The 22,909-nt window shown below is 64.7% G+C and carries 29 protein-coding genes; 11 read left to right on the top strand and 18 right to left on the bottom strand.

The genetic code is table 11. The features are described 5' to 3' along the window. From RhoFasB10_RS24820 to RhoFasB10_RS24790, 7 genes are all read right to left on the bottom strand, one after another. Positions 1-1,145: signal peptidase I (locus RhoFasB10_RS24820; RefSeq protein WP_167679119.1), on the bottom strand; the 1,145-nt coding region annotated here is incomplete at its 3' end. Further along, positions 1,146-1,745 (bottom strand): SipW-dependent-type signal peptide-containing protein, encoded by a 600-nt coding sequence (locus RhoFasB10_RS24815; RefSeq protein ID WP_068421919.1) that lies wholly within the window; start codon positions 1,743-1,745, stop codon positions 1,146-1,148. Next, positions 1,745-2,248 carry a hypothetical protein gene (locus RhoFasB10_RS24810; protein ID WP_068421916.1) on the bottom strand — a complete coding sequence of 168 codons (504 nt, stop codon included), beginning with the start codon at positions 2,246-2,248 and terminating at the stop codon, positions 1,745-1,747. Before RhoFasB10_RS24810 ends, RhoFasB10_RS24815 begins: the two co-directional genes overlap by 1 nt. After that, positions 2,245-2,841, bottom strand: coding sequence for a signal peptidase I (locus RhoFasB10_RS24805; protein ID WP_068421913.1), 597 nt, complete (start codon positions 2,839-2,841; stop codon positions 2,245-2,247). The genes RhoFasB10_RS24810 and RhoFasB10_RS24805 overlap by 4 nt, the downstream gene beginning before the upstream one ends. After that, the gene (locus tag RhoFasB10_RS24800; protein WP_167679117.1) at positions 2,838-3,392 is read right to left on the bottom strand and encodes a hypothetical protein; all 555 of its coding nucleotides are present in this window, start codon (positions 3,390-3,392) and stop codon (positions 2,838-2,840) included. The genes RhoFasB10_RS24805 and RhoFasB10_RS24800 overlap by 4 nt, the downstream gene beginning before the upstream one ends. Before the next feature lie 10 nt (positions 3,393-3,402). Beyond that, positions 3,403-3,951, bottom strand: coding sequence for an alternate-type signal peptide domain-containing protein (locus RhoFasB10_RS24795; protein WP_068421908.1), 549 nt, complete (start codon positions 3,949-3,951; stop codon positions 3,403-3,405). A 408-nt stretch (positions 3,952-4,359) separates the two neighbouring features. Further along, the gene (locus tag RhoFasB10_RS24790) at positions 4,360-5,652 is read right to left on the bottom strand and encodes an adenylosuccinate synthase (protein WP_068421905.1); all 1,293 of its coding nucleotides are present in this window, start codon (positions 5,650-5,652) and stop codon (positions 4,360-4,362) included. A gap of 233 nt (positions 5,653-5,885) precedes the next feature. On the opposite strand from RhoFasB10_RS24790, the gene RhoFasB10_RS24785 reads away from it, so the two are divergent. Together RhoFasB10_RS24785 and RhoFasB10_RS24780 are read left to right on the top strand one after the other, a co-directional pair. Then, on the top strand, positions 5,886-6,548 hold the full coding sequence (locus RhoFasB10_RS24785; RefSeq protein ID WP_174551355.1) for a hypothetical protein: 663 nt from the start codon (positions 5,886-5,888) through the stop codon (positions 6,546-6,548). Then, the gene (locus RhoFasB10_RS24780; protein WP_206031335.1) at positions 6,545-7,318 is read left to right on the top strand and encodes a site-2 protease family protein; all 774 of its coding nucleotides are present in this window, start codon (positions 6,545-6,547) and stop codon (positions 7,316-7,318) included. The genes RhoFasB10_RS24785 and RhoFasB10_RS24780 overlap by 4 nt, the downstream gene beginning before the upstream one ends. Positions 7,319-7,320: 2 nt before the next feature. Here RhoFasB10_RS24780 and RhoFasB10_RS24775 read toward each other — a convergent pair whose 3' ends face one another. After that, positions 7,321-8,265, bottom strand: coding sequence for a WYL domain-containing protein (locus RhoFasB10_RS24775; protein ID WP_167679113.1), 945 nt, complete (start codon positions 8,263-8,265; stop codon positions 7,321-7,323). Between the two features lie 53 nt (positions 8,266-8,318). Here RhoFasB10_RS24775 and RhoFasB10_RS24770 point away from each other — a divergent pair, with 53 nt between their 5' ends. Further along, positions 8,319-8,783: a pyridoxamine 5'-phosphate oxidase family protein gene (locus RhoFasB10_RS24770; protein WP_068422252.1), complete on the top strand. Its 465-nt coding sequence runs from the start codon at positions 8,319-8,321 to the stop codon at positions 8,781-8,783. Here the strand turns inward: RhoFasB10_RS24770 and RhoFasB10_RS24765 are convergent. The 3 genes from RhoFasB10_RS24765 to RhoFasB10_RS24755 form a co-directional block, all read right to left on the bottom strand. Beyond that, complete coding sequence (locus tag RhoFasB10_RS24765) at positions 8,773-9,699, bottom strand: cation diffusion facilitator family transporter (RefSeq protein ID WP_068421897.1); 927 nt, start codon at positions 9,697-9,699, stop codon at positions 8,773-8,775. The genes RhoFasB10_RS24770 and RhoFasB10_RS24765 overlap by 11 nt on opposite strands. A 71-nt stretch (positions 9,700-9,770) precedes the next feature. Next, positions 9,771-10,868, bottom strand: coding sequence for an FUSC family protein (locus tag RhoFasB10_RS24760; RefSeq protein ID WP_068422249.1), 1,098 nt, complete (start codon positions 10,866-10,868; stop codon positions 9,771-9,773). A gap of 37 nt (positions 10,869-10,905) precedes the next feature. Continuing rightward, positions 10,906-11,322 carry a DUF3151 domain-containing protein gene (locus RhoFasB10_RS24755; RefSeq protein WP_068421891.1) on the bottom strand — a complete coding sequence of 139 codons (417 nt, stop codon included), beginning with the start codon at positions 11,320-11,322 and terminating at the stop codon, positions 10,906-10,908. A gap of 101 nt (positions 11,323-11,423) precedes the next feature. Here RhoFasB10_RS24755 and RhoFasB10_RS24750 point away from each other — a divergent pair, with 101 nt between their 5' ends. Further along, positions 11,424-12,035, top strand: a complete 612-nt coding sequence (locus RhoFasB10_RS24750) for a hypothetical protein (RefSeq protein ID WP_206031334.1) — start codon at positions 11,424-11,426, stop codon at positions 12,033-12,035. A gap of 55 nt (positions 12,036-12,090) precedes the next feature. On the opposite strand, the gene fbaA is transcribed toward RhoFasB10_RS24750, so the two are convergent. After that, positions 12,091-13,131 carry a class II fructose-bisphosphate aldolase gene (fbaA, locus tag RhoFasB10_RS24745; protein ID WP_068421889.1) on the bottom strand — a complete coding sequence of 347 codons (1,041 nt, stop codon included), beginning with the start codon at positions 13,129-13,131 and terminating at the stop codon, positions 12,091-12,093. A 184-nt stretch (positions 13,132-13,315) separates the two neighbouring features. On the opposite strand from fbaA, the gene RhoFasB10_RS24740 reads away from it, so the two are divergent. Continuing rightward, on the top strand, positions 13,316-14,047 hold the full coding sequence (locus RhoFasB10_RS24740) for a VTT domain-containing protein (protein WP_346764476.1): 732 nt from the start codon (positions 13,316-13,318) through the stop codon (positions 14,045-14,047). Between the two features lie 30 nt (positions 14,048-14,077). Next, positions 14,078-14,728, top strand: a complete 651-nt coding sequence (locus RhoFasB10_RS24735; RefSeq protein WP_068422244.1) for a DedA family protein — start codon at positions 14,078-14,080, stop codon at positions 14,726-14,728. 1 nt (position 14,729) lies between these two features. Here RhoFasB10_RS24735 and RhoFasB10_RS24730 read toward each other — a convergent pair whose 3' ends face one another. From RhoFasB10_RS24730 to RhoFasB10_RS24710, 5 genes are all read right to left on the bottom strand, one after another. Next, positions 14,730-15,518 carry a trans-aconitate 2-methyltransferase gene (locus tag RhoFasB10_RS24730; RefSeq protein ID WP_167679111.1) on the bottom strand — a complete coding sequence of 263 codons (789 nt, stop codon included), beginning with the start codon at positions 15,516-15,518 and terminating at the stop codon, positions 14,730-14,732. Between the two features lie 11 nt (positions 15,519-15,529). Beyond that, positions 15,530-16,642, bottom strand: a complete 1,113-nt coding sequence (locus RhoFasB10_RS24725; protein WP_167679109.1) for a glycoside hydrolase family 76 protein — start codon at positions 16,640-16,642, stop codon at positions 15,530-15,532. Positions 16,643-16,685: 43 nt separating this feature from the next. After that, positions 16,686-17,366 carry an RNA methyltransferase gene (locus RhoFasB10_RS24720; protein ID WP_240931451.1) on the bottom strand — a complete coding sequence of 227 codons (681 nt, stop codon included), beginning with the start codon at positions 17,364-17,366 and terminating at the stop codon, positions 16,686-16,688. After that, the gene (locus RhoFasB10_RS24715; RefSeq protein WP_167679106.1) at positions 17,363-17,965 is read right to left on the bottom strand and encodes a DUF6636 domain-containing protein; all 603 of its coding nucleotides are present in this window, start codon (positions 17,963-17,965) and stop codon (positions 17,363-17,365) included. Before RhoFasB10_RS24715 ends, RhoFasB10_RS24720 begins: the two co-directional genes overlap by 4 nt. A gap of 114 nt (positions 17,966-18,079) precedes the next feature. Beyond that, on the bottom strand, positions 18,080-18,883 hold the full coding sequence (locus tag RhoFasB10_RS24710) for an SDR family oxidoreductase (RefSeq protein ID WP_068421874.1): 804 nt from the start codon (positions 18,881-18,883) through the stop codon (positions 18,080-18,082). Positions 18,884-18,971: 88 nt separating this feature from the next. Here RhoFasB10_RS24710 and RhoFasB10_RS24705 point away from each other — a divergent pair, with 88 nt between their 5' ends. Next, complete coding sequence (locus tag RhoFasB10_RS24705) at positions 18,972-19,421, top strand: hypothetical protein (RefSeq protein WP_167679104.1); 450 nt, start codon at positions 18,972-18,974, stop codon at positions 19,419-19,421. Here the strand turns inward: RhoFasB10_RS24705 and RhoFasB10_RS24700 are convergent. Further along, complete coding sequence (locus tag RhoFasB10_RS24700) at positions 19,392-20,060, bottom strand: lysoplasmalogenase (RefSeq protein WP_167679102.1); 669 nt, start codon at positions 20,058-20,060, stop codon at positions 19,392-19,394. The two genes, RhoFasB10_RS24705 and RhoFasB10_RS24700, sit on opposite strands and share 30 nt — an antisense overlap. Positions 20,061-20,184: 124 nt before the next feature. Here RhoFasB10_RS24700 and RhoFasB10_RS24695 point away from each other — a divergent pair, with 124 nt between their 5' ends. From RhoFasB10_RS24695 to RhoFasB10_RS24680, 4 genes are all read left to right on the top strand, one after another. Then, on the top strand, positions 20,185-20,784 hold the full coding sequence (locus RhoFasB10_RS24695; protein ID WP_167679100.1) for a hypothetical protein: 600 nt from the start codon (positions 20,185-20,187) through the stop codon (positions 20,782-20,784). A gap of 76 nt (positions 20,785-20,860) precedes the next feature. Next, the gene (locus RhoFasB10_RS24690; RefSeq protein WP_243636568.1) at positions 20,861-21,304 is read left to right on the top strand and encodes a MarR family transcriptional regulator; all 444 of its coding nucleotides are present in this window, start codon (positions 20,861-20,863) and stop codon (positions 21,302-21,304) included. Between the two features lie 32 nt (positions 21,305-21,336). Then, the gene (locus tag RhoFasB10_RS24685) at positions 21,337-22,557 is read left to right on the top strand and encodes an MFS transporter (protein ID WP_167679098.1); all 1,221 of its coding nucleotides are present in this window, start codon (positions 21,337-21,339) and stop codon (positions 22,555-22,557) included. Positions 22,558-22,656: 99 nt separating this feature from the next. Then, the coding region (locus RhoFasB10_RS24680; RefSeq protein WP_167679096.1) for an NAD(P)-binding protein at positions 22,657-22,909 on the top strand (253 nt) is incomplete at its 3' end.

Genomic DNA, 22,909 nt, shown 5'->3' with positions numbered 1-22,909 from the left:
GTCGTAGGCGGGGTTGTCGGCGCAGGCGTAGGCGTCGTCGTAGTGGGGTCTTGCGTTGTGGACGAAGGCGACGGGGTCGTCGTCGTCGATTGGGCGGCTTGCGGTGCCAGGCGGGCGGCAGCTCCGGCAGGGCCTGCGGGCTGACACGACGTGATCAAAGCGGTCGTGTAGCTGATTGCCCTGGTACCCGTCGCTGCAGAGCGAACGCCGTTGAAGGTCGCTCGCAGCGTGAATGTCCTGGTGCCGACCATCAACAGCGACGCGAGCTGAACCGAGTTGTACGTTCGGGTCGCGCCCGTCGCGGGAGGCAATACGACGGGGTTGGTGACGCCTTCTACCACGGGGGTGAAGCTCAGTTCGTACCCCAGCGCCGGATTGTTCGTCCAGCTGAGCTGTGCTCCGGCGAGCAGTACGTTGTCACACCTGAATCCGCTCGGTACTGGAATGACGGTCTGGATGGCCCCGCTCGTCACGGTCGAGGTGTCGGTCAGAGGTGCGGCCAATGCAACTGGAGGGTTGGAGGACGACAAGCCGACCGCACCGATCGTGGCCAGCACCGCGAACACCGACATCGGCATCTTGCTGTGACGACCGAAGGTTTCCGGTTCGTCGTCGGTCGGCGTCCGTTCCCCGTCCCGCGGCCTGAACGCGATCATCAGCAGAACCCCGACGAACACCCCACCCGCGAACACTGCAACAGGCCCACTCAACCAGGTCACTACGTAGCCCAGCTTCGGCACGCTGAACAGGACCCTGCCTGCTTCCGAGACGAAATACGGTTCGGCATCGGGATCCGCGTTCGCATCACCCTTCAGGAACAGTTCGACGCTGTCGCTTCCGACCGCCCCGATCTCGACGACGCGGTGAGTGATGCCGTTTCCCGCGGCATCGGTGACGTTCACGATGTCGCCCACACGCACGTCGACGGCAGGCGTCTTCTTGCTCAATGCCAGCGCGCCCGTCTCGATGGCCGGTGACATCGACCCAGACCTGAACACCAGAGGGGTCACACCGAACACGAACGCGGACAACGCCACCAGAACGCACAGCAGGCCTGTCAGAGCTCCGATGGTGAGCGCGGTCTCGCGTAACCATCGTCGCGGCCTTCGGTCGTGCGCATCGACTCGCACTGCGTCGGTACTCATCTACGACGACGTCGCCACGAGCGAGTAGGTCAATGTTCCGGACGCAGGCGTTGCCGGCGCTGTAGCAGTCGACGGCATCGTCACGCTGATACACAGCGGATCGGTGTCGTTCCGCGCGAGAGGCCTGCTCAAATTACCCGCTGGGGATGTCTGTTGAAAGAACTTCGACGGAGACAGACCCGACACCGTGCTCAATGCCGTTCCCGTACAGGCTGATCCGGCGTACACCGAGGTGTTCAGCAAGGCACCCAGCGTCGCATTGCTCGCGACGACCGAGATCGTGTACGTGAACGGCACGGAATTGTTGTTGCGGACCGTCAACGGAGCAGACACCGTATTGCCCGGAGCGATGCCCGTGCTCGATAGCGACGTCAGCGTGACGTTGTCCGCACCCGGCGCCGTGTCACCGATCGTGATGTCGATCGTTCCTGTCGTGAACGTACCCGACGTCGCCGTCGACGTATCCGACCACGCCGCAAGGGTTCCCACCGCACCCAGGCCGAGAACGATGCCGATCGACATAATGGCTCGGGCACGGGCGCTGATTACTGCCGCCCCCACCCGGGACACCACACTGCGCTTCTCCGTATGACGCGCCATCACGAGTACGCACCTTCCCGTTCACCCGAGGCCGTCGCGCACTCGACGTCGTCCTCGTTGTCCCAGCGCACCATCAATTCCACGACCGACTGCGCATTCTGCGTTGCATTTCCTGCATTCACAGCCATATCGACCGTGGCCCCGATACGACGCTTCTCGTGCGCGCCCACCAACACAGCTCCACACCCCGACGAGTACGGCGTTCCGTCGATCGACACCGTCAAGGATTCGCCGAATTTTCGGTTGTCGGTCCGAACCTGCACCTGAATACGTCCATCGTTGTCCGTGTCGTTGAAGACATGGAAGGCCACGTCGCGCCGATCACCGGGAACCCATCGAATCTGCTTGTCCAACAGAGGAGTAGGAAGTACATGCTCCCACGTCACGCCGTCGTAGCTGTACCCGACCGCTTGCACCGGCCGAGCCGAGCCGGTCCCGAGCAAGACCACGATCGCCAATGCCGTGACCACAATTGCGCAGGGCACGGCAACGTCCTTGTTCACGACGCCGCCCTCCGCTTCTTCCGGTGATCCAGTCCAGCTCCGACGAACATGAACAACGCGTACCCGGCGAGGCCGATCACTATGACTGTCACCGTGATTCGGCGCTGTTCGCCGTTCAGCCAGTTGTTGACGTAACCCATGTACGGCACCGAATACCAGACCTTGCCGCGAACCTGACCGATCTGCACTGGGTTCTCGTCGTCGGATCCATTGTTGTCGCCGCGTGTGACGTACGTCGTGACGCCGCCGCCGGACTGTTGCGTCGCGACGATTCGGTGCGTCACCACATCGGGCTTGCCCGACTCGATCTGGTACGTGATCGGGGTGCCTACGGTCAGCTCCGAGCGATCGGCGGGCTTGACGACGACGAGAGTTCCGGGTGGGTAGGTGGGCTTCATGGAAGACGTCAGGATCGTGTACGGCGTCGAACCCGACACGCGCGGAACGACGACCGTCACAGCAAGCACGAAAAGCATTGCGGCAAGCAAGGTATACGAGACGACGCGACTGACCCACCACCACACACCCGTGCGATCGTCGACTGGCTTCTCAGCCCGAACCACGGGGATGACGTCGGTGTCTTCGGTACTCATGTCTGGTCCGCCCGGAACGAGAACTTCACGGTCGACGACTGGTTCTTCGGCGGATCGACCCCGACCGCGAGACGAAAGCACCAGACCTCACCGGCTCCGGGTGCAAGCACCCTGGACCCCGGTGCAAGCGGAGCCTGCGCGCCGGCTGCATTGCCGGTGTACAACTGCGTCGCCCCGGTCGGGTCGACCGTCGACGGGCAGTTCGCGGTCGCGGCAACGATACTCGCGGTCAGCGTCAATGGAACCGTCCCCGTCACCGTTGTCGTCTGCAAGCGATAGCCGAACGGGACCGTGCCCGCGTTCTTCACGGACAGCGGCGCCTGAGAGAACCCGTTGGGTCCGAGGTTCGTCGAGCCCAACGCAGCAAGCACGTAGTCGTTCACCTCGGCTCCCGTGGGTCCGACCTTGATGTCCAAGGTGCCGGAGTTGATGGTGCCCCCACTTACCGCGGCATCGTCACGCCACAACGCGCCCGTCGTCTGTGCTGATCCGAGGACCACCACGACGACGGACGCGGCTGCGAGGGCCCAGTATCGGCCGTGCTTGATCACAGGTCAGCGATCAGGGACGTACCTGATCGAGCGTCAGGGTGAAATCGTTCAGGTTCACCGACTGATTCTGAGCGATCAGATCCGGAGTCGTCTCGTCGAAGGTGATGGTGACCGTTACCTCGATCGTCTGGGTGGGAGATGTCAACGGGAGCGGTACAGCCGACCCGCTGGCCAGTGCAGGACCGCCGTCGACGGAAACCTGCGGGTTCAACCTGGCGGCGAGTTCGTTTCCACCACCGATGCCCGTGAAGTCCGCGGTGATCGTCGCCGCGATGTTCTCACCGGCCGAATTGACCGTGTACGTCGTGTCGTACGTGAGAACATCGCCCGGCACGATGAGGTATCCCGACGGATCGGCACCGATGACGACGTTCGGCGTGACGGAGATGTCCGTCCAGACGCCCGGCGCCCCGCTCGGCTCGAAATTCAGCTCACCCGAGTTGATTTCGCCGCCACCGACGGTTTCGGTGTCCTGCCACAGAGCGAAGGACCCGAGACCACCGAGCAGCAGTACGGCCGAAACACCCGCTGCTACGGCGCCTTTTGTTGCCTTGTTCATACGATTCTCTCTTCGTGTGGGCCCGAGCTTTCTCAGGCCGATGAGGAGACCCAGCTTCTTCGGGTCGGGTGGCCGATGCCGGCCCGCGCACCTGGTGCGTCGTCCATTGTTTCGCAGGTACCGAGGGGTCTGTTAGCGACGCAAAGGAAAAAGGTAAAAGGTATTTTTGACTGCTTTTTACCAACCGGACGTTTCATGCTGCGACGGTGTGTAAAGCTGACCGTTCGTTCGAATGCAGTAACGCGAAAACCTCACGATGCCCGACGCTCCGCCCGCAGGCGCACACCTACCCGACCCGATCGGCTGAAACCGACCACGAGGTTTATCCAATTCGTTACCTGCCGATCCGCGGTTCAGAACGAGAAAGGCCCCGCAGCATGAATGCTGCGGGGCCAAGGGCGCGGCGGATCAGGAACCGAGAATGTCCCGACGCACGATGGTTTGGTCGCGGCCAGGACCCACACCGATGCACGAAATGTGGGCACCTGAAAGCTCTTCCAGACGCAGCACGTAGTTCTGCGCGTTCTGGGGCAGGTCTTCGAACGTGCGCGCACCGGAGATGTCCTCCCACCAACCGGGCATCTCTTCGTAGATCGGCTTTGCGTGATGGAAACCGGTCTGCGTCATCGGCATCTCGTCGTGGCGAACCCCGTCGACGTCGTAGGCCACGCAGATCGGAATGGTGTCGAGGCTGGACAGGACGTCGAGCTTCGTCAAGAAGTAGTCGGTGATGCCGTTGACACGCGTTGCGTAACGAGCGATGACGGCGTCGAACCATCCGGTGCGTCGCGCGCGACCGGTCGTCACGCCGACCTCTCCACCCTGTTTCGCGAGGTACTCGCCGTGATTGTCGAACAGTTCGGTCGGGAACGGGCCGGACCCGACGCGCGTCGTGTAGGCCTTCAGGATGCCCAGGACGGTCGAGATCTTGTTCGGGCCGATACCGGAACCGACCGCGGCACCACCGGACGTCGGGTTGGACGACGTGACGTAGGGATAGGTGCCGTGATCGACGTCGAGCAACGTGCCCTGCGATCCTTCGAGCAGAACCGTCTCACCACGCTCGAGTGCCAGGTTGAGTTCGAGGCGAGTGTCCGAGATGCGGTGCTTGAAGCTCTCCGCCTGCTCGAGCACCTCGTCGACGACCTGCTGAGGATCGAGAGCCTTGCGGTTGTAGATCTTGGACAGCACCTGGTTCTTGAACTCCAGCGCCGCCTCGACCTTCTGCGTCAGGATCTTCTCGTCGAGAACGTCCGCGGCACGCACCCCGACACGGGCGAGTTTGTCCTGGTAGCAGGGGCCGATGCCGCGTCCCGTCGTACCGATCTTCTTCGCGCCGAGGAAGCGCTCGGTCACTTTGTCGATGGCCACGTGGTACGGCATGATCAGGTGCGCGTCGGCGCTGAGCAGCAGGCCGGAGGTGTCGACGTCGCGCGATTCGAGGCCGGCGAGCTCGTCGAGCAACACACCCGGGTCGACGACGACGCCGTTGCCGATGATGTTCTTGACGCCAGGAGTCAGGATGCCGGACGGAATCAGGTGCAACGCGAACTTGTCACCGTTGGGGAGAACAACCGTGTGGCCGGCGTTGTTGCCGCCCTGGTAGCGGACGACCCACTGCAGCCGCTCGCCGAACAGATCTGTCGCTTTGCCTTTGCCCTCGTCGCCCCACTGGGCGCCGATCAGGACTATCGCCGGCATGTGCTCTCCTGGTGTGTTTCGCGTGCTGTGTCTCGGGCGATGGTTGCTGCCAGACGCAAGGGCAGGCCGGGGGGTCAGTCTAGCCGAGTCCGTGTGTCGTTCCGGCTCCGCACCGGCCCGGACACCACTTGACGCTACGGTGGACGTCGAACAACGGCCTCTAGGAGCACAGTGAGAAACATGCGCGCACGTTCTCGTCCGATCTGGCGGGCACCGTCGGTAGGGCAAGCACTGTGACGCCGTTCGTCTTCCAGTGCGGCACTCCGCCTGTGCCCATTTCACTGACCGACGTGCCCCTCACCTCCGCATCTCCGATCCCGACCGTCGAGGAGTGCGATGCATTGTTCTCGGCCATCGGGACGGTCGTCGATGCTCGGGTCATCGTCCTCGGCGACGACGCGGCACTGGCGGCCGTGTTGACGAGGCTGATGCGGACCGAGCGTCTGCACGTCGAACTCGCCTACGTTCCCGACTCGGCCACCGCGGCATGCCACATCTACCGCCTCGGGACGGGCGCACGCGCGGCCAAAGTGGCGATGACCGGAACCGCGACGCCCACGCCGCTCATTCGCGACGACGCAGGCAAGGCCGTCGTGGGCCGGGCCGTCGTCCACGGTTCCGGTGAGCGGCTCGAAGGTGAGGCGTACGTCGACGACACGCAACTCTTCTCCGGTACCGCACCCGGAGTCGAGGTGGTACCCACACCGGAGATGCCGGGACTGAAGGCACGTGTGACGGGTCGACGCCGACTCTTCCGGTATCGCTGGGTGGCCGGACGCGCGATGCAGTTGGGCGCGATGGCAGCTCAGCTCGTTCGCGACGGCGTCCCGGGCGACCGCGTAGTCAAGCGGTCGACGTTCTACCGCCACGACCAGGAGTGGTTGCTGGTCCGTTGAGCATCTCGCCGATTCGACGCTCGGTCCGACCGAGCCCGGTCTTCCTCGCGGTGGTCGTCGCCGCTGTCGCGGGTGGTGTCGTCGCGTGGACCGCATCGTCGCCGACGGCCGTCTCGGCGCGCGTCGGTGTGTTCGTGCTCGTTCTCGCCGGCTGGATCGTGACGGTCTGCCTGCACGAGTTCGGCCACGCGTACACCGCGTATCGCGCGGGTGACCGTGAAGTCGAGCTGCGCGGGTATCTGACGCTGAATCCCGTCAAATACAGCCACCCGCTGCTGTCGATCGTGCTGCCCGTGGTGTTCATCGCGATCGGTGGAATCGGACTTCCCGGCGGGGCGGTGTACCTGCGTCAGGGGATGTTCGCGCCCAAAGTGCAGCGCCGCATTTCGCTGGCCGGTCCCGCCACCAATGCGATCGTTGCCGTCGTTCTCCTGGTCGTCATCCGCCTGTTCGGAACGGACGGCGACCACCTCGCTTTCTGGTGGGGCCTGAGCTTCCTCGCGTTCCTGCAGATCATGGCGACCGTGCTGAACCTGCTGCCGGTCCCCGGTCTCGACGGGTATGCCGCACTCGAACCGTCGCTGTCCTACGAGACGCGACGCGCTCTGGCGAATTTCAAGGCCTACGGCATCCTGATCCTCGTCGCGTTCCTGCTCGTCCCGCAGATCAACGCGGTCTTCTTCGGCGCGATCTACTGGCTGTTCGGGCTCTCGGGGGTTCCGGAAATCTACGCGCAGTACGGCAACTATCTGATGCGGTTCTGGCTGTGACGTCAGGCGTTCCGGTCTGCCATTTCGAGCGCGACCGCACGCAGAGCCCGACGTAGCCGGGCAGGGGCGAGCACTTCCACACCCACGCCGAGAGCGGTCACCTGACTCAGCGCGACGTCGAACGTCTCGAGCCGCAGATCCGTCGTCGTCCAGCCGTCGGCGCCGGGAGCAGGCATCGGATCAGGCGTCGCCTCTCGCCCGATCACACCCCGCAGCATGTGGACCGCAGCAGGAGACAGCCTGACGCGGCAGTCGAATCTCAGCAACGCGCGGTCGAATCTCGCCGTGGACTCGGCCCACCACGTCGCAAGATGGAAGCCGTCGGGACGCTCGACCTCGCCGTCCTGAAGTTCGACGCTCGAGGTGCGGTCCACTCGGTACGACAGAACCGTCGACTCGCGACGTGCGACGAGGTACCAGACTCCGGCCTTCGCCACGAGGCCCAACGGGTCGACCCGCCTGGTCGATCCGCGGTAACCGAGCTCGATCGGTCGTCCGGTGAGTACGGCCGTGCTGATCGTCGGCAGGTGCTCGTTGGCCGCCGGCTCGGTGAACCAGCCTGGAGCGTCGACATACAGACGCTCGCGCCACACCTGCGCGCCTGCCCGAAGAGGCATCGGCAACGCGCCGAGGAGCTTGTTCTCGGCCGCCGCGGTGGCGTCGGAAAGCCCGAGGTCTGCCGCGATCGACGGGACCCCGAGCAACATCAGCGCCGACGTCTCGACGCCGGTCATGCCGGTCAATTTCGACTGCCAACCGTCGAGAAGTCGAACGCCGCCGCCCGGTCCGGACTCCGTCCACAGCGGCACTCCGGCCGCGCCGAGTGCTGCGATGTCGCGGTAGATCGTGCGCACGGACACTCCTGCCTCGTCGGCGAGAGCCTGTGCGGTCGTCGCGCGGCCGTGCTGCAGCGTCAGCATGAGCTGCAGAAGTCTGGACGAACGCACCACGCGAATATTACTGACACACGATGTCAGTGACCAGGCTGCACAATTTCGTCATGGCTTCCTGGAGACAATTCGAGACCGATGCACCCGACCTGGCCAACGCGGTAGCCGCACGCCTCACCGCTCACAAACATCACGTCCTCGCGACACTTCGTAAGGACGGATCGCCACGAGTGAGCGGCACCGAGGTGGAGATCGGCGAGAAGACCCTACGACTCGGTTCCATGCTGAACGCGCTGAAAGTACAAGATCTGCGCAGAGATTCGCGGTATGCGATTCACAGCAACCCCGGTCATCATTCGATGGACGGGGGCGACGCGAAGATTTCCGGCACCGCCGTCGAGTTGACGGACCCGGTCGAACTTCAGAAGATCTTCGACGCCGCACCGCCGGAATTGACTCCGTACAACGTGTTCGACCTGGACATCACCGAAGTGGTGCTGACGTCACTCGTCGACGATCACATGCAGATCGACCTGTGGCGACCGGGGCTCGGGGTGAAAACGTTCACCAAGTGAGTTCGTCCTTGCACGTCGACCCGTGCGCAGTGGGTTCGACCTGAACGGTCGCGTGGTCGAGACCGTACGTCGCGAGTACGGTCTTCGCGCGCTGGAGCAGCACCGAACCGGATCCGTCGCACTCGAGATGTACGGTCGCGACGTCCATGCCCGTGGTGAGCGTCCAGACGTGCAGGTCGTGCACCCCGACCACTCCGGGCAGCGCTGCGAGATCCGCTTCGACGGCTTCGACGTCGACGTGTCCCGGGCTCGCCTGCGTGAGGATGCGCAGCGCCGCGCCTGCGAGTTTCACCGCGCGCGGGATGACCCACAGCGAGATCAGAACACCGACGACGATGTCCGCCCATGTCCACCCGAACACGAGCAGCAGGAAGCCGGCGACGAGCACTCCGACACTGCCGACGGCGTCGGCGAGCACTTCCATGTAGGCGCCGCGCACTGCGATGCTGTCTTTCGCATCGCCTCGAATGAGCAGCATGACGACGAGGTTCGCCGCCAGACCCGCCGCTGCGGTGAGGATCATCGCGAGGCCGGGAATGTCCGGCGCGTCGCCGATCCGGTCGATTGCCTCGTACATGATGAACGCGGCGACGCCGAGCAACAGCACTGCGTTCGCGACGGCCGTCAGCACCTCGGCGCGATGCCACCCGAACGTGCGAGCCGCGACGGCGCTGCCCTTCCTGGCGAGTAGGAGCGCGACGAGACCCATCGACATTCCGAGGACGTCGGTCAGCATGTGTCCGGCGTCGGCGAGCAGACCGAGGGAGTCGATGACCAGCGCGACGGTGGCTTCGAGGATCAGAAAGGCCACGAGGATCGCCAGTGCGATCACCATGTTGCGTATCCGCTTGGTCGACGGCGCCGCCGACTCGCCTGCGCCCGTGATGCCATGACCGTGCCCGTGTCCGGCGCCCATGTCTCCCCTTGGTCGAAGTAGTTGCCGGGCTCACCATATGCGTACATGCGCATGTGTGCAATGGGCTCAGGTCACCAGGGGTCGGGCTTCACCTCCGGGTTCTCGACGGTCGGCGGCAACGTCGCCAGTGCAGAAATTCGCTTCAGGCCGGCGACCTGCAACAGGTCGACGATGATCGACCGCAGCTGCGCGAGCACGACCGTCGCCGACAATCCTGCGTTCCTGATCAGTTCCGGCTTCGCTCCGGCCGCAACGGTCCGCAGCACCCGAGCAGCCTCGGCCGCGTCGGGCTGCTGGCCGGGATCGGCGAGGATCATCTTGCGGAGGACATCGACGGCATGAGCCAACTTCTCGACCTCGTCGACGAGACGCGGGTCGAGGATCTCGTCGTCACGCACGAGCGTCAGCGACCGACGCGCGAGCACGCGGATGTTGCGGATGGCGTTGTCGATGGGGTCGGCCGTTCTCGCGAGCTCGCCCAACCGATTTCGGTGACCCCAGTACAACGGCGAGAGTCGCGCGATCTCACGACCGCCCTTGATGTTCGTCCGCAGCGCGTCGATGTCGGACTGCGTCGCGCGCGCCTTCTTCAGCGCTTCCTCGATCGGCTTCGGATCGTTGGCGACGAGACCGTCGGCGACCTTCTGCAGCACGTCACCTGCGGTGCCGAGGACCTTGGCCGCATCCTTGCGCGCACGCCACACCGGATGCGTCGGAATGAGGGCGACGATCGCGATGCCGACGAGACCACCGGTCAACGCGTCGACCATGCGGTCGATTCCGCCGGAATTTCCCGGCGGAATGAGCGTCGCGACGAGTACCGCGGACGAGCCGGCCTGCATTGCGATGATGGGACCGCCGTCGAGAAATACGGCCGTCGACATCGCCAACGCGACGACGAGGGCGATCTGCCACGGGCCACTGCCGATGGCCGAGATGATCAGATCGCCGACGCCGATTCCGACGGTGACTCCGGCGACGAGCTCGGCCGACCGGCGCATGCGAGCGCCGAGCGAGATTCCGAGAGAGACGACGGCCGCGATAGGCGCGAAGAACGGATGCGTGTGCCCCACGATGTCCGTTGCCACGAACCACGCCACGCCTGCCGCGAGCGCGCACTGAACGATCGGAAGCAACGACAGCTGCAACCGGGTGCGCCCGGCCCTGATGCGCGCCCGACCTCGCCTGGCGTTCGGGCGCAGCCGATCAGCCGAGACCGAGAGCTTCGGCTGCCTTCGGGTCGCTGTCTTCGAGGAGGTCGAGGCACCGCGCGTACTCGTCGTTCTCTTCGATGTCGCGGGCGGCTTTGGCGAGGACGGCGACGCAGCGGAGGAATCCTCGGTTGGGTTCATGGCTGTACGGGACCGGCCCGAATCCCTTCCATCCGTTGCGACGCAGCTGATCCAGGCCGCGGTGATAGCCGGTCCGCGCATACGCGTACGCGGTGATGGTCTGGCCGGACTCCAGCGCGGCTTCCGCGAGGTACGCCCATGCGATCGACGCCGTCGGGTGGGTCGCCGCGACCGAAGCCGGGTCCTCGTGATTCAGGAGCGCGGACTCAGCCTCGTCGTCCCCTGGGAGCAGCGTCGGCTGCGGTCCGAGCAAGTCACCGAATGAAGTCATGGGGTCCATTGTGCCCCTTCACCCCGCGCGGCTTCCGGGCCACCACCGGCTTGCTCGTTAAGATCTGGCGATGCAGATGTGGCGGTCGATCGGGAGCAGGCGTGTCGGAGGATGAAAACGGAGCGGAGGCGCGGGCGGACGAGCCCGTGACCAAGGCGATTCCGAAATCGAGGAAACCGTCACCGAAGGTGCCGCCGCGCAAGATACCGCCACGGCTCGACACGCTGCCGCCACAGGCGAGGCCGCAGAGGATCGAACCGAGTCAGCCGGAACGCGTGAAACGCAGCTCGTCCGGGCGCCGTTGGGTAATGGCGTTCGTCGGTGCACTCGTCGTGATCGTGGCTGCGGGCGCCGTCGCGTTCGCGTACATGTCCCGAGACCGGGGATCCTCGGAGGAGGCGCAGATCCGGTCGTCGATCGAGACGTTCACACAGGCCCTGACGACGGGCGATCTGGCAACGCTGCGGTCGTCGACGTGCGGAGATCTGGCGACGTTCTATCGAGACATTCCCGACGCGGAATTCGCTGACGTGCACCGCGTGGCCGTCGAGCAGGGCAGCATCCCGGTGGTCCAGAGCATCGACGCGGTCCAGATCACGGACGACACCGCGATTGCCCAGGTCACCGCGTACACGGCCGCGAACGCCGCCGATCGTTCTCCACGGACCTTCGATCTACGCCTCGAGGGCGAGAGTTGGAAGATGTGCGGCTGACGCCGCATGTGAGTGGGAATGTGCAGCGGGCTACACATTCCCACTCACGAGCCGGCTAGCCGGCCGAAACGCTGCGACCTGCGGACTTGAGGTCGTTGCACGCCTCGACGACGCGGGCAGTCATACCGGCCTCGGCCTTCTTGAGGTAGCTGCGCGGGTCGTAGGCCTTCTTGTTGCCCACCTCGCCGTCGACCTTCAACACACCGTCGTAGTTGGTGAAGAAGTGGCCGGCGATGGGACGGCTGAACGCGTACTGGGTGTCGGTGTCGACATTCATCTTCACGACGCCGTACTCCAGGGCCTCGTCGATCTCGCTCTTCAGCGATCCCGATCCGCCGTGGAACACGAAGTCGAACGGCTTCGAACCGGCGGCCAGGCCGAGCTTCTCGGAGGCGACCTTCTGGCCGTCGGCGAGCACGGACGGCTTCAACTTGACGTTGCCCGGCTTGTAGACGCCGTGGACGTTGCCGAACGTCGCAGCGAGCAGGTAGCGCGAGCCCGCATCTCCTGCACCGAGAGCCTCGACGGTCTTCAGGAAGTCCTCGTTCGACGTGTACAGCTTGTCGTTGATCTCGGCCTCGACGCCGTCCTCTTCACCACCGACGACACCGATCTCGATCTCGAGGATGATGCGCGCAGCTGCCGCCTTGGCGAGCAGGTCCTTGGCGATCTCGAGGTTCTCGTCGATCGGCACCGCGGAACCGTCCCACATATGCGACTGGAACAGCGGGTTCTTGCCTGCGTCGACGCGCTCCTGCGAGATGGCGAGCAGCGGGCGGACGTAGGTGTCCAGCTTGTCCTTCGGGCAGTGGTCGGTGTGCAGCGCGATGGTGACGTCGTACTTGGCGGCGACGACGTGCGCGAACTCGGCGAGCGCTACCGCGCCGGTGACCATGTCCTTGACGCCGAGGCCGGAGCCGAACTCGGCACCACCGGTCGAGAACTGAATGATGCCGTCACTTCCCGCGTCGGCAAAGCCCTTGATTGCGGCGTTGATGGACTCGGATCCCACGCAGTTGATCGCCGGGAATGCGAACTGGTGTTCCTTCGCCCGGCCAAGCATCTCTGCGTAGACCTCGGGAGTTGCGATCGGCACGGCGTCATTCCTCCAATGTGAAGCAGATGATTGTCTCCTGCAGTATGGCAAGCCCTGGCCCGGGCTGTCGCGCTACCCACCCGGAGGCGTCCAGTCCCGATCAGGACGAAACGGACAGACGTCGCGAAGGAAATCGACACCTGTCGTTCAGGTTCTCCCAGGTTCGGCCGGTAAGGTGGGCGCGGTGAGTCTTCTTGCTGCCTCGGAATCCGTGACGACGAACCTGGCTTTGTTGCCCGGCTTTCTCGATCCAGTCAACCTGCTGAACTCGTTCGGCACCTGGGTGCTCGTCGGACTGCTCCTCGTGGTCTTCATCGAGTCGGGTTTGCTGTTCCCTCTCCTTCCCGGTGACTCTCTGCTGTTCACGGCAGGCCTGATCGCCGCGTCGAAGTCCACCGAGGTCGAACCGTTCGCCTCCATCTGGACGCTGATCATCCTGATCCCCATCGCCGCTGTCGCCGGTGACCAGGTGGGTTACTTCATCGGCCGCAAGGGCGGAACGGCGCTCTTCAAGTCGGACGACGCCAAGTTCTTCAAGAAGAAGTACATCGACGAGTCGCACGCGTTCTTCGAGAAGCACGGTCCGATCACGATCATCCTGGCCCGTTTCGTGCCGATCGTGCGCACCTTCGCCCCCGTCGTCGCAGGCGCGTCGAAGATGAAGTACTCGATCTTCGTCACCTACAACATCGTCGGTGGTGTCGTGTGGGGTGCAGGCGTCACCCTGCTCGGTTACTTCCTCGGCCAGATCGCGTTCATCCGCGACAACGTCGACATCATCTTCATCATCATCGTTCTCGTCTCGGTGCTGCCCATCGCGATCGAGGTCGGCAAGCGATTCGTCAAGGCTCGCAAGACGCCGCTGTCGGAGGCCACGGACGCCATCGACGCGCAGCAGGACAACCCCAACTCCTAGATCGCGAATGCAAGAACAGTGATTCAGTCGATGGGCCAGTTCGGTCCTCTTGAAACCGCAGGGCCACTCGTGGTCTGGATCGTGGTGGTCACGTTCGTCTTTCTCGAGTGCGCGGTCATCATCGGCTTGTTCCTGCCCGGCGATTCCATGCTCATCACCGCAGGCATCGTCATGGCTACGCACGCGTCGGGCACCGGGCACATCTGGGCGCTGTCGGCGGGCGCGATGATCGCCGCCATCGCAGGAAACCAGGTCGGCTACGTCATCGGCCGCAGAACGGGATCCAAACTCGTCGCGCGCAAGAACGGCAAGTACCTCAACACCAAGAACCTGCACAAGGTGAACGTGTTGCTCGAGAAGCACGGCTTCTGGGCCGTCCTGGTCGCGCGGTGGATCCCGTGGGTGCGCACGTTGTGCCCGATGGTCGCGGGCGCGGCCAACATGAATCACCGTCGCTACACGATCGCGAGCACGTTGGGCGCCATCATCTGGGCACCGGTTCTTCTGCTCGTCGGATTCTATTTCGGCAGTTTCCTGGAGAAGGTGCCGTGGCTGCTGCCTGCCGTCCTCATCGCGATGATCGTGCTTCTCGTCGTCGGCACGTGCGTCGGAATCTGGCAGTACCGAAAAGAAATGGCACGACCGGAAGAAGTCGTCGAGGTCGAGGAAGTCCTCGAGTAGTTCAGTTCTTCTCGGCGACGACGAACACCCGCCGGAACGGGAAGAGCGTCCCCGTCGGAGTCGACGGGTAGGCCTCCCGCAGCAACTCCGCGTACTGCGCCTCGAAACGCGGCTGCTGTTCGTCGTCGAGCGCGTCCAGCACCGGCCGCAACCCGGTGCCGCGCACCCAGTTCAGTACCGGATCGGCCCCGGGCAGCACATGCACGTACGACGTCTCCCACGCATCGACGGCCAGGCCCGCACCCATCAGCGCCGACGCGTACTGCTCGGCGCGGTCGACGCTGTCGGTCCCGCGAAGTACTCCCGAGAGCACCGGCGCCCACTCGTCCGACTCGGCGAGGCGACGCATCAACACGTGTGACGGCGCGTCGAAGTTGGCAGGAACCTGAAAGGCCACGGTGCCGCCTGAATTCAGCTGCTCGGCCCAACGGGTGATCAGTTCGCGATGCTCGGGCACCCACTGCAGTGCCGCGTTGGACACCACGACGTCGATGTTCGACGCGTCGAAATCGGAGATGTCTCCTTCGATCACCGTCACGTTCGACGGCAGATCGGCAGGCTGCCCGGCAACCATGTCCGGGGACGAATCGATCCCGGTGATGCGGGCGTCGAGCCACCGCTGCGTCAACGTCGCGGTCAGCACGCCGGTACCGCACCCCAGGTCGACGACCTCGACGGGCGATGCGTGCTGCACCCGCTGCACCAGATCGTAGAAGGGCCTCGAGCGTTCGTCGGCGTACCGGTGGTACACCGTCGGGTTCCAGGACGTCCGCGGCCCGGTTCCTGTCATGACGAAAGCTCCTATCGGTATCCCGCAGCGGACACCGTGTACGCCGCTTCCATGAGCATCCAACCGCTGAGCTGGACCGACAGGTCGCGCTCCGGCACGGCCGACGAACGCACGGTCCCACCCGAAAACGTGGCCACCGTGTGCCCGGGACCGGGTAGCCGCGCTTCGGTCTCCCACGACGCACCGAACAGCGGGTGATCCTCGACTTCCAGCCGGTTCTCCCACGCAGCCTCGGCCGACCGCAGCACGATCGACGCGGCCAGCATGCGGGCCCTTTCGTCCTCGTCGGTATCACCCGGCAGGGACGTCGCGACGAGAGCGAGATAGCGGGCGAGGATGCCGTCGAACAGGCCGCCGTCTCCCCCGCCACCACCGACGATCACGCACTCGCGACACAGATGCGTGTCGACCGAGTTCACCAACGCATGGACACGCTCGCGGTGCCGAGACGCCCCGACCCGGACGGCGAGTTCCGTCTCGACGCCGAGCACGACGCCCTGGCAATAGCTGTACACAGCTCGGTCCAGATCGCCGCTTCCCCTGATGCCGTCGAGAATCAGGCCCGTCGCGGGGTCACGCAGGGTGGCGTCCATCCAATCCGCCATGGCCTGCGCGCGCCACAACCGGCCTCCGCGCGCAAGCAGGATCGACGCAGGCCCGTTCGCGGGTGCGTTGAAGAACGTGTCACCCTTCCGCCACGGAATTCCGCCACCGGATTCCGGTGACCACGCGTCGAACAGCTCCATCTCGAGAGCCTGGATACCGCCGCGATTGTCGACGGCGTGCAGCCGCTGCGCCCGTTCGAGCGAGAGACCGAGCCACGCCATGTCGTCGTAATAGTTGTTGGTCCACCCGCTGATGTTCCGAATGCGGTGTGCGCGTGCGATTTTGGCGAGTCGACGCCGTCGCTTCGCGGTGGGTTCACGACTGGCCGCGTCGACGGCGCAATCCAACAGATGCGCCTGCCACCAGTAGTGCCAGCGGAAGAACATGCGTTCGCGTCGAACCGGCGGCCAGGCCACGACCGCGAGCGCAGTGCCGGGCAATGCCCACAGCCGACGCACATGCCGCGCAACGACGGCCCCCTCCGCAGCGTCTGCCCGCTGCGACCACTGCTCCTGCATGTCTCGATCCTGCCATCACCGCACGAGAAGGGTCACGAAGGTGTCACGTCCAGGCATCGGACAGGTCCGCATGCTGCCGAATCCAGGCATGCATCGCGATCCCGGCTGCCACTCCTGCGTTGATGCTGCGCGTCGATCCGAACTGCGCGATCGACACCGTCATCGACGCCCCACCGCGCGCCTCGTCGGTGACGCCCGGGCCCTCCTGCCCGAACAGCAGGAGGCATTCCCGCGGCAGTTCGGCGGTTTCGATGGGCACCGAACCGGGCGTGTTGTCCACGGCGACGACGGTCAGCCCGCGCTCGGTGGCGAACTCGAGCAAGTCGGCGACGGTCGCGTGATGATGGAGATGCTGGTACCGATCGGTCACCATCGCGCCGCGACGGTTCCACCGGCGACGGCCCACGATGTGAACCGCTTGTGCCGCAAAGGCATTCGCGGTCCGGACGACGGTGCCGATGTTGGCGTCGTTGGCGAAGTTCTCGATCGCGACATGCAACGGGTGCCGACGACGGTCGATGTCGGCGACGATCGCCTCACGCGTCCAGTAGCGATACGCGTCGACGACGTTGCGGCGGTCCCCCGACTCCAGCAGTTCGGGGTCGTAGCGAGGGTCGGTCGGGCGCGGTTCGTCGTGTTCGGTCTCCCACGGTCCGACTCCGTTCGGGTTGTCACCCCACTCCGTCGGACCGATCGCTACCTCGTCGAAACCGTTGCTGCTCAATAGACTTCGTTGCTGTCGGGAGCGATACGGAAGCCGTGTCCGGTCTCGTCGTTGGTGCAGGAGATGCCGTCGGCTGCAGACGTGCACGTGTAACCGTCGGCGGCGATGGTCTGCCCGACGCCCAGCGGCGGATCGATGGCCTCCCCGCCCGACGTGTACACCGCGCCGCCCGCGCACATGAACGACGCCGCGCCCTCGTTGGTGACACGAATTCCGTTGCCCCAGCTGATCATGCAGTCCTCCGGACGCGGGGGAACCGGATCGGTCGTGCCCTGACATCCCGCCTCGGTGCGCGAGGACAGCGTGACGATGCCGCACTGGAACTGCCCGTCCGGCGAGCTGAAGTAGTACGCCCCGTCGAGCGCCGCGTACGTGGTCTGCGGCGTCGGCGCGGGGGCGGGCTCGGTCGTCGTGGGGAGCGGCGCTTCGGTCGTCGGGACGGGGGCTTCCGTCGTCGTGGTGGGAGCCGCTGTCGTGGTGGTCGTCGTCGGCGCCGCCGACGACGGAGCGGCGACGTCGGCGCCCGATTCGCTGCTACACCCGGCCAGTACGGCCGCTGCCGCACAGAGACCGGCCACTGCCAGACGCTTGTTCACCATGTTCGACCCCGACCCCACTTTCGCTTCACGCTTTCTCGCTCAGCGACCATACCGGCGAAGGCCGGCGGTCGCCGTCGGGGTGCGGGTTGTTCAGCTCCGGTCGACCATGTCGGTCTAGGTGTGGCTCAGGCGACGGTTCACCTCGCGTGTCAGCCAGGCAGGCGAGAAGCGCGAACCGAGCGACAGAGCCTTCGACTGCAGACCGACCGGGAAGTGCACCTTGTGCAACAACGGCCTCTGCCGCAACCCTTTCGCCGGTCTCGTGGCGTCGAAGATGGCCTGCGAGACGTCGTCGGCGGTGAGCTTGATTCCGAGCGTGCTCGTCGTTCCCGTGCTGACATCCTTGGTCATGGCGGTCTGGACGAACAGCGGCCACATGGCCTTGACCGAGATGTCGTACTTCTTCCATTCGAGGTCGAGCGCCTCGGTGACACCGCGTACCGCGAACTTCGTCGCGCCGTAGGTCACGAGCTCGGGCTGGCCGTAGATCGCCGACGCCGAACACAGGTTGACGACCTGAGCACCTCGCGTCACCTTCAGATACGGGAACGCCGCGAGCGTTCCGTAGACGACACCGTTGAAGTTGATGTCGATCTGCTTCTTGTGCACCTCGAGCGGCATCTCTTCGAACGGTCCGGCAACGAGAATGCCCGCGTTGTTGATCAACACGTCGAGACGTCCGTCCGCCTCGGCGTCGAACTCCTTCAGACGCTTCTCCCACTGTTGCGGGTCGGTCACGTCGAGGACGCCGGTGACGATGCGTCCGCCCCTCGAGGTCACCTCTTTGCTCAGCGAAGCAAGGCCGGTCTCGTCGATGTCGTACGCGCCGACGAGGTAACCCGAGCGAGCGAACTTGAGCGCAGTGGAACGTCCGATCCCGGCTGCGGCGCCGGTGATGAAGACGGAAGGCGTAGGCATTCCGACAGAATAGGCGTTACGACGGTTATCGGTAAGTCCCTCGGGCATATTTCAGGACTACGCTGAAGTTCTCGTCGAGGAGATGTGGGTGAATCACGAACGGATATTGCGGGCCGTCGCGGCTGTGGCGGTGGTCTATGTGATCGTGCTGGTGATCTGGGCCGGGTGGCTCAGGCCACGAGCAGAGCCCGGCACCCTTCCCTACCAGCTCATGTTCCTGGTGGCGGGGTTCGCCGTCGCGCTCGGGATCGCCATGCTCGTCGCGAACCGTCGCACCGCGGAGCAGCGACGCCTCGCCAAGAACGGCGTCGAAGGCTGGGCCACGGTGGAGGCGTCGCGCAGGATCGACGACGATTCCACCGAACTCGACCTCGCGTTCACCGTTCCCGGTTCCGCCCCGTTCGCCGGTCGCATCGTCTATTCCATTCCGCCGGACGAAGCATCGAGGTTCGAACCAGGCCGCACCCTGCCGGTCATGGTCGATCCGTCCGACCACCACAAAGTGCTTCTACTCCCCGGAAAGACCTCGGACGAGTAGGTATTGAGCGACCGCATAGGTGGACAGGACGGCCCCTTCAGCGATCCGCCTCACGCGCTCGCTCGACGGCACGAGCCGACGGAACACGATGAGGGCGTCGGAGATCGTGAACAGGACACCGCCCGCGGCGAGCCACGACCTGGTGTCGCCGGTCGGCACGACGACTCCGGCGCGCACCGTCGCACCCGGCGCGAGCGTCGGATCGGCAGACAACGTCGACATCGTCGCCAGCAGGACGCCGTAGCCGGCGAGACCCGGTGCCACGTCCGGTGAGCGTTTCCTCAACGCCACCGCAGCGACGCCCCAGCCCGCCATCCGCGGAAGCGCGGCCGCCGTCGTGATCCGGGCACCTCGCGACGCCAGCAGCACCGAGTAGCAGGTCTGCATGACGGCGAACGCTCCGGCACCGCCCAGAATGCGCGCATCGTCGTCGGGATCGAGCATCAGGACGTCCCCGAGCGTCGCGGCCGCGAGTGCGGATCCGAGAACAGCAGACGGACGTTCCACGCTCGCTGCGAGAGCCGGCATCATCATCGGCTTCGCGACGCGATGTACACGCTCGCGTCCCGTGGCTGCCCCGATCACCGTCGCAGCCGCCGACCCGGCGAAGAAGATCCTGGCCACGGACGTTCGTTTCATCGCACACCCCTTATGCTTCGCATAACTAATTAGTTGTGTGATGCTGGCCCCTATCGCTTGATCGGAACCGTGCAGCTTGTCATCGTTGAAAGGTAAACACGCGACACGACACGTAGGGACTACTATGCGCCGGAAACACACTGACCACGCTCGTAACTCCGGTGTCGGCTACCCCGCGTTGCACAACCCCCTTTTCCGACGCTCCGACCGCATCCAAGCCCGCGTCAAGAACGTCGTCGTCACGCTCGTCATCCTGATGGTGCCGATCGCTGCATGGCTCGGAATGTCCACCCTCGAAACGCAGCAGGCGCGGATGGTCGCGCAGGAGACGTCGCTCCACCAGGTAACGGCGACCACCACCGCGGAAGCGCAAGCGATGCCCCTGGCCACAGGCGATGGCGGGTCGTCCACCACCGCATCCGTCGACGCGACCTGGACGTTCGACGGCGCCCAGCACAACGGGTCCGTGTCGGTCGCGTCCGGTTCGCCCGCGGGCACCGAGTCCGAGATCTGGGTCGACGCCGCGGGCGAGCGTACGGCGCAGCCGACGACCGGTGCCGACGCCGTCGCAGCAGCCCTGTTCGTCGGCATCGGAAGCTTGTTCGCGGTTGCCATGATCCTGTCCGGCGTCTATACCGTCGTGCGTTACCGCCTCGACCAGCAGCGCGACTCGGAATGGGACGTCGCAATCAAGAACTTCCTGAACGAGAACAGCCCGAGCTGAGCCCCACCTCCCGACGAAGTTCGGGAGGCGTCCGGCTCGCTTGATATACATAATTAGCTTATGTAACATAATTGAAGTGACGCACCCCGACTCCTCGACGCGCGACCTACTCGTCGAACTGGTGACCACGTCGTCCAGGTTCGCCCGTCTTGCTGCGCAACTCGGCAGTGACGACCACCCACGTGCGTGGATGCGCGCCCTGTCATTGCTCGAGGAGTACCAACCGCTCCGCATCAGCGAGTTCGCTCGCCTGGATCGGTGCTCCCAGCCGTCGGCGACGGCCTTGCTCGGCAAACTCGCCGACCGAGGACTCGTCGCACGCACGGCGGACCCGTCGGATTCACGAGCGGTTCTCGTCGAGATGACCGACGACGGTGTTGCCTGGCTGAACGACGGCCGCACACACATCGGCGACGGGTTGATCCCCTACCTTTCCGACTTCGAGCCGGATCAATTGAAGAAACTGACCGCCGGCTTGAGCGAACTGCGCACGATGCTCAAGACGTCGATCTCCGAGTAGAACGCGACATATTCGCAAGGAGAGAAGAAGAAGTGAGTACATCCTCGGAAAGCTTGTTGAAGCAACCGAAAGCTGTTTGGGCCGTTGCGTTCGCGAGCGTCATCGCGTTCATGGGCATCGGACTCGTCGATCCGATTCTGAAGCCGATCGGTGAACAACTGCACGCGTCCCCGTCGCAGGTGTCGTTGCTGTTCACCAGTTACATGCTCGTCACAGGCGTCGCGATGCTCATCACGGGTGTGGTGTCCAGTAGGTTCGGGCCGAAGAAGACTCTACTGGCCGGTCTGGCGATCATCGTCGTGTTCGCCGCTCTCGCAGGACTTTCCGGAACCGTCGGCGAGATCATCGGTTTCCGTGCAGGCTGGGGACTCGGCAACGCATTGTTCATCGCGACCGCCCTGTCGACGATCGTCGGCGCCGCGTCGGGCGGTGTCGCTCGCGCGATCATCCTGTACGAGGCCGCGCTCGGAATCGGCATCGCCACCGGCCCGCTCGTCGGAGGAGTGCTCGGCGGAATCTCCTGGCGCGGACCGTTCTTCGGCGTTGCGACGCTCATGGCCGTGGCGTTCATCCTGCTGATCGTCATGCTCCCGGAAACCCCGAAGCCGGCGCACACGACGTCGATCCTCGACCCGTTCCGCGCTCTGCGTCACCGCGGCCTGCTGACCGTCGGCATCACCGCGTTGCTGTACAACTACGGCTTCTTCACGCTGCTCGCCTACACACCGTTCCCACTCGACATGGGTACGTACAGCATCGGTTTCATCTTCTTCGGCTGGGGACTGTGCCTCGCGATCGCGTCGGTGTTCCTCGCTCCTCGACTGCAGCGCGCATACGGCACGCTGAACATGATGATGGCGTCGCTGCTGTTGTTCGCGATCGACCTCGGCGTCATGGCTCTGTTCACCGAAGACAAGATCGTTCTGATCGTCGGAACGGTGCTCGCCGGGTTGTTCCTGGGCGTCAACAACACTCTGATCACCGAGACCGTGATGATCTCGGCGCCCGTCGAGCGTTCGACGGCGTCCGCCGCCTACAGCTTCGTCCGCTTCGTCGGAGGTGCCGCGGCGCCGTACCTCGCAGGCAAACTCGGCGAGAGCAACGCTCATGTTCCGTTCTGGGTCGGCGCGGTGTGCACGCTGCTGGCGATCGTCGTATTGTCCACCGGCCGTAAGGTTCTGGCGCACGTCGACGAACACGACCCTGCCCCGCACAGCGTGGACGAGGCTCAGGCCGTCACCGTCGGGGACTGATCAACTGCCTCGTGCGCGCGAATGTACAGCGGGCTGTACATTCGCGCGCACGGGGCGCAATCCGTTCCATTCTATGCGCATGATAGTTACGATTAACGGATGGATACTTCTCGAACTCTCCGCGTCGCCATCGTCGGCGCTGGACCAGCCGGCATCTATGCCGCCGACGCACTCATGAAGTCCGACACCGATGTCAGTATCGACCTGTTCGAACGCATGCCCGCACCCTTCGGCCTGATCCGCTACGGCGTCGCACCCGACCACCCACGCATCAAAGGCATCATCACCGCCCTGCACAAAGTCCTCGACAAACCACAGGTCCGCCTCCTCGGCAACATCGACTACGGCACCG

It is taken from the genome of Rhodococcus sp. B10 (genome assembly GCF_011770055.1).
Lineage (GTDB): Bacteria > Actinomycetota > Actinomycetes > Mycobacteriales > Mycobacteriaceae > Rhodococcoides > Rhodococcoides kyotonensis_B.
This window is presented reverse-complemented; position numbering and strand designations above follow the sequence as displayed.